Origin of the sequence: Pollutimonas bauzanensis (genome assembly GCF_040393045.1) — a bacterium.
Classification (GTDB): domain Bacteria; phylum Pseudomonadota; class Gammaproteobacteria; order Burkholderiales; family Burkholderiaceae_B; genus Pollutimonas; species Pollutimonas bauzanensis_A.
Window position 1 is genome coordinate 25,370 of sequence record NZ_JBEBUX010000035.1, and the last position, 7,401, is coordinate 32,770.

Genomic DNA, 7,401 nt, shown 5'->3' on the forward strand with positions numbered 1-7,401 from the left:
ATTAAATCGACGAAAAAACAGGTTGTTTATACGGTATCAGGCGCCATGCACCTGCCACCAGGCGGGCAGTAGTTTACGTATGCGGGGTTGGGCGTAACGGTCGTCGATCAGGTAAACCACACCGCGATCCGACTGGGTGCGTATGACTCGGCCTGCCGCCTGAACCACCTTGCGGATGCCAGGGTAGAGGTAGGTGTAATCGTATCCGCAGCGCTCGCCGAAAGCGGCGTTCATGCTGTGTTTGAGACGTTCGTTGATAGGGTTGAGTTGCGGCAGCCCCAATGTGGATACAAATGCGCCTATCAGTTGTTGCCCAGGTAAATCGATGCCTTCCGCAAAGGCGCCGCCCAATACGGCAAAGCCGATGCCGGCGCCATCTGCGGTAAAGCGGGCAAGAAACTGTTGCTGCGCAGTTTCGTCCATGCTGCGTACTTGCTCCCAGACGGGGATGTCTGGAAAGCAGCGACTGAATTCGTCGACCGCCTGCCGCAAGTATTCGAAACTGCTGAAATAGCTTAGATAGTTGCCTGGCTGCTCAAGATATTGTTGGGCCATCAGCCGGGCAATCGGCGCCAGCGAGCTGGCGCGATGCTGATAACGGGTAGAGATGTCCCTGATAATGTGTACTTGCAGCTGCGCGCTCTCGAATGGCGATTCAACGTCAATCCAGGCCGTGTTTTCCGGCAGCCCCAGTGTGTCGCGGTAAAACGTCCAGGGGCTTAGTGTGGCGGAAAATAGCGTGGTGGTTTGACTGGCCGCGAAGCGCGGCTCAAGAAAAGGGGCTGGAATCAGGTTGCGCAGGCACAGCACGGCGCGACCGGGCTTGTTTGAACGCAGCGTGATATCGAATACAGAGTGCGGCGCGAACACCTCGCACAGATGCAGAAAATGCAAGGTATCGAAGTGGAAACGTTCAAGGGCGCCGGGAGCTTGTTGGGCGTGTGCGGCAAGGTAATCCGTCATGTCGCTGCTGGCGCGCAGCAGCGCGGCCAGGAACTTGGCGGGGATCTCGGTGTAGGCTTGGTATACCGCGGTTTGATCGCGGTACATGTCACGCCAGGAACGCGCCAGGCTGGCCAAGGTCTTTTTCAATACGATGGGTGCCGATTGCTGTAGCGCCTGTAAATCGTATTCATTGAGTTCGGCGCTATACATACTGCGCGCTCGTTCAAGCAAGTTGTGGGATTCGTCCACCAACACGCCAACTTGCCATGCATGGTTCATGGTCTGGCTGTACAGCACGGCTGAAGCATCGAAGAAATAATTATAGTCAGCGACAACGACGTCGCTCCACAGCACCATTTCCTGGCCCAGCCAATAAGGACACACCTGATGCTGCAAGGCAATTTCCCGCAGGGTACTTTTGTCCAGGGTTTTTGCGTTGGCAGCGGACTGTCGGGCTGCGGGCAGGCGGTCATAGAAGCCTTGCGCCAGCTGGCAAGAAGCCCCGTGGCACGCTTGCCCGGGAAATTCGCACGTCTTTTCCCTAGAGGTGAGTTCCAGCACGCGCAAGTTCTTGCCCGGCGCCCCGGGTTGCCCGTTTTCCAATGTTGCCAATGCGTCCAGCGCCAACTGTCGGCCTGAGGTTTTGGCGGTCAGGAAAAAGACTTTATCGATATCCGAACGCGGGCAGGCCTTTAGCAGGGGAAACAGCGTTCCTACGGTCTTTCCAATGCCGGTTGGCGCCTGCGCCATTAGACAGCGGTTCTGCACGGAGGCTTTATAGACCGTTTCGGATAATTGCCGCTGCCCCCGGCGAAAAGAGGGATGAGGGAAGGACCACGATTGCAGCGCTGTGTTGCGTTGCACCCGGTGGTTTAGTTCTTGTTCGGCCCAGTCTATGAAAAGATCGCATTGCTGGTGAAAATAGCGCTGCAGGTCGACGGCTGTGTACGTCTGGCAGAGCGATGTTTCCTTGCGTTGGACGATATCGTAGTAAACCAGTGCAACACGTATTTCCTGCAATGCTTGTTGATCGCATAGCAAATGGCCATAGATTTTGGCCTGCGCCCAGTGCAAGGCGCGATGGTTGGCCGGCATGGCTTCCAGGTCGCCGCGAAAGGTCTTGATTTCTTCTAGTTGATTCGATACAGGGTCGTAGCCGTCGGCGCGGCCTCGTACCAGCAAGTTGCGATACTCACCAGACAAACTGACTTCTGACTGATAAGCCGATGGCCGCTTGCCCCTGACGGCAGCGTGGCCCGCTATGCCTTCCTGGGCCGTGGGCGATGGAGTAAAGCGCAGGTCCAGGTCACCGCATTTTGCAGTGAACTCGCATAATGCGCGTACCGCGACCGTGTACTTCATGCCTCGGCCGGAAGCTGATGCTGCACGTAGCATACGGCAACCGGGATGTGATGGGCATGACAGTAGTCTAGCCAGCGGATTTGATTGTCTTGAAGGCGGTCGCCGGGCCCTTTGACTTCTATCATGCGGTAGCGTTGTTCAACGGGCCAAAACTGTATCAGGTCTGGCAGGCCTGATCGGTTGCTGCGCAGGTCTTGCATCAGGCGCGCAAAGGTAATTTTCAGATGCTGGGCCGGCATGCATGTCAGTGCCGTATTTAGTATTTCGGCGCTGATGCAGCCCCACGCGACAAAGGGTGATTGGATGCCCGACTTACGGGAAAAGTTCTCCAGAATTGTTTGCTTGTATTGTTGTGAGTTGAGTTGAGCCAGGCAGGCATCTAATTGCGGCTGGCGGCGAGTCTGGAAATTCGCATGCAGCAGGTCGGCCGGCCCTTGCTGGAAGGGGTGGAAAAAAGCGCCCGGGATGGCAGTAAAAATGGCGTCCCAGCACAACAGCCCGAATAAGGTATTGATTAGCGTGTTCTCCACATAGAAAACCGGCGCCTGGGCGTGGTCAAGGTATTGGCGCACCTGTTCCTCGACTCGCGTGCGGGCGGCTGACGTGGGCAGGCTTAAATGGATTTTCGGCACCTCGCTAGCCGTCCGGCGCGCCCCGGCCGTAGCGCCAGTGCGACGCAGCAGTCGGGGCAGCATGCGCAATAATGATTGATGTTCAGCTTCATTTTCCGGAGACTGTAGGGCGGCCTGGGCCAGTAGTAGCGCATCGTCAAAGCGATAGGCCCGTTCAAGAACGCGTACGCTTCGCGCCCGCGCGCCAGGATAGCTGCTGTCCTGATAGCAGCTTAGCGCTTCGGGCCACATGCCAAAGCGTTCGTGATGCTGCCCTAGCTTGAAAAGCAATTTGCTGCGTCTGGTTTCCAGCCATTCGTTATCGTGGCGGGGTCCGATGGCGTGGCGGATACCGGTCAGTTCCACGGTATCGCCCGTTGCAATGCTGGTTGTGAGCTGTTCTTTGCACCGATGCAGGTGCAAATAGGTATCAATGTCCTCGCGTGTTTGGAACGCGCGTGAAGAAGACGAGAAAATCACTTTTTCGTAGGTAAAGAGCCCAAGCTCGGATAAGACGAATTCGCTCCAGTCCTGGTGCAGATTGCCAAAGAACATCAGGCGCAAACGTTCTGAGATGTCACCGGTTTGTTCCCTGTAAACAGTATCGGCGAACGCGGGAGCCGGACGGGCTTGTGCCGACGGATCTATCCAAAGGCTAAAACGGCGGGCATCGGGAAACTGTACTTGCAGTCGTTCCAGCTGTATGGCTTTGCTTGCAGTGGCGGCTTGTGTTGTAGCGAGTGCAGGGCCAAATAACAGAGTGATCTCAGCCTTAGTCAGCATGCTGAACAGCTCGCTCAGCGTCAAGACGGGGTCGTCAACCACCCATTGCTGTTCGATAAGTGCCTGTACGGCCCGAGGCGTACTGCCGATTTCCTGGTATTGCAATTTGCTGGCACGAAAAAGCTTGCCTTTGCGCATGATCATGCGCACCAATAACCCCCGCGACGCTTGAGGCGCCTGCAGAAAAGCGTGGATGAATTCTTGTTCCTGGGGGAGTAGGAGATCGCTGTAACGCTGGACTATCCACTTCAGCACGAACTCGAAGTTTTCCAGGTAATACCACGGGTTCTCGAGCAAAGGAGGGCGGGACATAAAAAAGAATCGGAATGAAGGGTGCTGTTTATTTATACAGTTTATCAGTTTGCAGCGTAAACGTTCTTGTTATCGCATTGCCTTATCAGTAAGCGGGTGTTGCGATCCACTCTGAAATGCAGGCACACTGGTCGTTTTGCTTACATTTGATACATCTCTTTGTTGACCTTGTTCAGGGTCAGCGGCTAGGCTGATTACAAGTTTTTTGCATTGCCATCTCGCAAGAACCGCGGTGGGCAGAGCAAAGAAGGGATGTATTTATCTCACTCAAGGAGCAAAGCCATGAATAAAGATACGCTTGAAGGCCAATGGAAGCAGTTGACGGGCAAGGCCAAGGCTGCGTGGGGCGATTTGACCGACGATGATCTGACCAAGGTCAATGGCAATGCTGAACGACTGGCAGGACTTATTCAAGAAAAGTATGGCCGCACCCGGGAAGAGGCGGAGCGCGAGGTCAAGGAATTCTTCGATAACAATCGTTAGCGTGGCGGCCTATTCTTAAAGCAGAAAATTTCTAGAACGCGAATAGAAAAGGGGAAGTGCAATGCTTTATTACGCTGTTGTTTTCTTTGTAATTGCCATCATCGCTGCTGTTCTGGGCTTCGGGGGGATCGCGGCAGGCGCGGCTTCCATTGCGCAAATATTGTTTTTCGTATTTATTGTGCTGGCCGTGCTCGCCTTATTGAGCGGGTTTTTCCGTAAAAAATAGGGCACGGTTCGGAATGAAGCCCGCGGGTTTTAACCTGCGGGCTTTTTGTTGGGCTGGACATTCGGCTTATGCCTTGCTTCCCATGCGCTAAGCTCTGCACGGTAAACGTCCATTTCGTCTTCATAATATTCGAATACACATGGATTACAGCCCCCACCACAGCAATCACTGCTATCGGGGCGGGGTGGTGGAACGGGGCGGGGATCCTTTTCGGGGGTCGTCATGTTAAGTCTGGCGGAAAATACGTTGTATGACCATTGTAAACTTGGCGATCGACGTTGGTAGGCGCTTGGTGTCTCAGGGAAATTGCCGTGTTATGGGAATGACAAAACATATGTTGCCGAAAGGTGTTGGGGTTGCAGCGATATCGCTCGCCTGCTGGTCAGCTTATGCTGGTGATAATACATGGACACAAGATAAGGTCAGCAGCGCCATCAACTACTCGAATGTTGAGGTTGTCACCCCATACGCGCCTGATGCCTCTGCGCCGCGCATTGCGCCGGGTTCCCAAATCACCCATGTTTACGCCATGCGTTCTTATATGGGGAATGCGATGGTGGAAACGTCGTTATGCTGGAATGGCACAAGCCGGTGTGTACCCTTGAACGGCAATCATATCAATACCCATGCGTTCGATGGCCTGGATGCCAGCAAGCCTATGTACTTGGTGCATAAGGCAAGGGGCGATAAAGCCCGGCCGCTGCCTGGGCCGGTATTCGTCAAGGGTAGTGTAGCCGTATGGTATGCGCCGTAATCAAGCGTATGGTGGGCTCGATGAGCAAAGCGCCGATGCGTCGATATCGTTAAGTGTCGGCCTGCCGGTCAAGGCCATGGTGATTTCCAGTTCGGTGCGCAGCATATGCAACACGTGGGCCACACCAGGCGCGCCAGCGGCCGCCAGGCCGTAGATATAGGGTCGCCCTATTAGCGTTGCAGTGGCGCCTAGCGCCAATGCTTTGAATATATCGGTACCGCGGCGGATGCCGCCGTCCAGCAGTATAGGTATACGACGGTTAACGGCCTTGGCCACCGCCGGCAAGGCGTCGATGGTGGCAGGCATAGTGTCTAATGTGCGGCCCCCATGGTTGGAAACGATGATGCCTGCGGCCCCGAACTCGATGGCGCGTTGCGCGTCCTCAGCGTTGGTAATCCCTTTAAGTACGACCGGCAGGCGGGTAAGCCCAACCAGCCATTCCACATCTTTCCAGGTAGGGGCGCTTGCCAATAAGGGGCTGCCAAATAAGGCGCTGCCTCCTGCTTGCGCAGTGTGCTCTGGCACTGCTCGCATGCCATGCAAATTCACCGCATCGACTTCTGCCGGCAGTCTGAATCCTGCGCGCTGCTCGTGATTGCGCACGCCATTGACGGGGGCGTCGACGGTAAGCACCAGCGCTCGATAACCAGCCTGTTCGGCTCGGCGCACCAGGTTTTCGGTGAAACTGCGGTCGGGTTGTATGTAAAGTTGGAACCATAGCGGCGCGCTAGCGGCGGTAGCGATATCTTCGAGCGAAGTGCTGGCCTGTGTACTGACCACCATGCCGGCGCGCATGGCCGAAGCGCCTAAAGCGGTAAGCAGCTCTCCTTGAGGGTGCGCCAGTTTTTGGTACGCGATCGGGGCCAGGAAGATAGGGTAATCAAAGGTGTCGCCCAACAGCTCAAGCTCTGTGCTCGCGTTGCGAAGGTCAGCGAGCACCTGTTGACGCAAACGCAGGCGGCTAAAAGCTGCACTGTTTTCGGCGGCCGTTAGTTCATCGGCCGCGCCGCCATTGATATAAGCCCAAGCTCCAATGCTCATGCGTTCTCGGGCAAATGCCTCGTAGTCTGACGGGGCGGCGATCTGGGCCGGGATTTGCGCCAACGGCGGCAAGGGATGGGAGCTCATGGGCGGGCAGTTTTCTTCAAGTGTTAGACCATTCGCGGATGAGGTTGTGATAGACGCCAGTCAGCTGAGGCATGGATTCGTGATCCGGCATGGTATGTGCCACATGCTGGATTGCCGTATCCAGCTCCCAAAGCAGCGAGCGGCGATGGTCTTCGCGCACCAGGCTTTGGGTCCAGAAGAAAGATGCATAGCGTGTGCCTCGCGTCACCGGCGTTACGCGATGCAGGCTGGCGCCGGGGTAAACCACCATGTGTCCCGCCGGCAGCTTGACGGTATGCGTACCATAAGTGTCTTGCACCACCAGTTCGCCGCCGTCGTATTCGTCGGGATCGCTAAAGAATAGGGTGCTGGATATGTCGGTACGTATGCGTTGCTGCGTGCCGGGCACGCCAAATATAGAATTGTCGATATGGTAGCCATAGTCGCCGCCACCTTCGTAGCGGTTGAATCGAGGCGGCAGTATGCGCAAGGGCAATGCGGCTGAAATGAATGCCGGGTTCTGGCTAAGGATGCCAAGGATAAAGTCGCCTAGTTGCTGAGCCACCGGGTGATCCAGCGGTAATTGCAAGTTGTTTTTGGCGTTTACCGCAACATGGCCCGCAGTGGCTCGCCCGTCTACCCAATCGGCCTGTTCAAGCGCCTGGCGGCATTGCCTGACCTCGTCCGCCGTGAGTACATCGGGAATTTTCAACATCATGGTGATGATCCTTTACTGGCTTCACGCGCTATATATGCGAATGGAAAAAACCGCTGCAATAGCGGTTTTCCTGATATTTCCGTTACTGTAGCAAACTAAC

At 55.6% G+C, this 7,401-nt stretch carries 8 protein-coding genes; 3 read left to right on the top strand and 5 right to left on the bottom strand.

The features are described 5' to 3' along the window. Positions 1-36: 36 nt before the first annotated feature. Positions 37-2,307, bottom strand: coding sequence for an ATP-dependent DNA helicase (locus ABWO67_RS07610; RefSeq protein WP_353149830.1), 2,271 nt, complete (start codon positions 2,305-2,307; stop codon positions 37-39). Next, positions 2,304-4,013, bottom strand: a complete 1,710-nt coding sequence (locus ABWO67_RS07615; RefSeq protein WP_353149833.1) for a VRR-NUC domain-containing protein — start codon at positions 4,011-4,013, stop codon at positions 2,304-2,306. The genes ABWO67_RS07610 and ABWO67_RS07615 overlap by 4 nt, the downstream gene beginning before the upstream one ends. Positions 4,014-4,295: 282 nt before the next feature. Here ABWO67_RS07615 and ABWO67_RS07620 point away from each other — a divergent pair, with 282 nt between their 5' ends. Together ABWO67_RS07620 and ABWO67_RS07625 are read left to right on the top strand one after the other, a co-directional pair. Then, a complete protein-coding gene (locus ABWO67_RS07620) occupies positions 4,296-4,496 on the top strand; it encodes a CsbD family protein (RefSeq protein ID WP_353149836.1) in 201 nt (66 codons plus the stop codon). 61 nt (positions 4,497-4,557) lie between these two features. Next, positions 4,558-4,722 (top strand): DUF1328 domain-containing protein, encoded by a 165-nt coding sequence (locus ABWO67_RS07625; protein WP_353149839.1) that lies wholly within the window; start codon positions 4,558-4,560, stop codon positions 4,720-4,722. Positions 4,723-4,751: 29 nt separating this feature from the next. Here the strand turns inward: ABWO67_RS07625 and ABWO67_RS07630 are convergent, their stop codons facing one another. Continuing rightward, positions 4,752-4,946: an oxidoreductase-like domain-containing protein gene (locus ABWO67_RS07630; RefSeq protein WP_353149841.1), complete on the bottom strand. Its 195-nt coding sequence runs from the start codon at positions 4,944-4,946 to the stop codon at positions 4,752-4,754. Between the two features lie 110 nt (positions 4,947-5,056). Here ABWO67_RS07630 and ABWO67_RS07635 point away from each other — a divergent pair, with 110 nt between their 5' ends. Next, the gene (locus tag ABWO67_RS07635) at positions 5,057-5,476 is read left to right on the top strand and encodes a flagellar protein FlhE (RefSeq protein ID WP_353149844.1); all 420 of its coding nucleotides are present in this window, start codon (positions 5,057-5,059) and stop codon (positions 5,474-5,476) included. On the opposite strand, the gene ABWO67_RS07640 is transcribed toward ABWO67_RS07635, so the two are convergent. Both ABWO67_RS07640 and ABWO67_RS07645 read right to left on the bottom strand, forming a co-directional pair. Further along, positions 5,477-6,604, bottom strand: a complete 1,128-nt coding sequence (locus ABWO67_RS07640; RefSeq protein ID WP_353149847.1) for an alpha-hydroxy acid oxidase — start codon at positions 6,602-6,604, stop codon at positions 5,477-5,479. It abuts the gene before it with no gap. Between the two features lie 16 nt (positions 6,605-6,620). Further along, positions 6,621-7,301 (bottom strand): Fe2+-dependent dioxygenase, encoded by a 681-nt coding sequence (locus ABWO67_RS07645; protein ID WP_353149850.1) that lies wholly within the window; start codon positions 7,299-7,301, stop codon positions 6,621-6,623. Positions 7,302-7,401 lie beyond the last annotated feature (100 nt).

Bases quoted from the DNA above. Each gene is read 5' to 3' on its own strand.
- ABWO67_RS07615 (WP_353149833.1), bottom strand. From the start codon at position 4,013: ATGTCCCGCCCTCCTTTGCTCGAGAACCCGTGGTATTACCTGGAAAAC.
- ABWO67_RS07625 (WP_353149839.1), top strand. From the start codon at position 4,558: ATGCTTTATTACGCTGTTGTTTTCTTTGTAATTGCCATCATCGCTGCT.
- ABWO67_RS07645 (WP_353149850.1), bottom strand. From the start codon at position 7,301: ATGATGTTGAAAATTCCCGATGTACTCACGGCGGACGAGGTCAGGCAA.
- ABWO67_RS07630 (WP_353149841.1), bottom strand. From the start codon at position 4,946: ATGACGACCCCCGAAAAGGATCCCCGCCCCGTTCCACCACCCCGCCCC.
- ABWO67_RS07635 (WP_353149844.1), top strand. From the start codon at position 5,057: ATGTTGCCGAAAGGTGTTGGGGTTGCAGCGATATCGCTCGCCTGCTGG.
- ABWO67_RS07620 (WP_353149836.1), top strand. From the start codon at position 4,296: ATGAATAAAGATACGCTTGAAGGCCAATGGAAGCAGTTGACGGGCAAG.
- ABWO67_RS07640 (WP_353149847.1), bottom strand. From the start codon at position 6,604: ATGAGCTCCCATCCCTTGCCGCCGTTGGCGCAAATCCCGGCCCAGATC.
- ABWO67_RS07610 (WP_353149830.1), bottom strand. From the start codon at position 2,307: ATGAAGTACACGGTCGCGGTACGCGCATTATGCGAGTTCACTGCAAAA.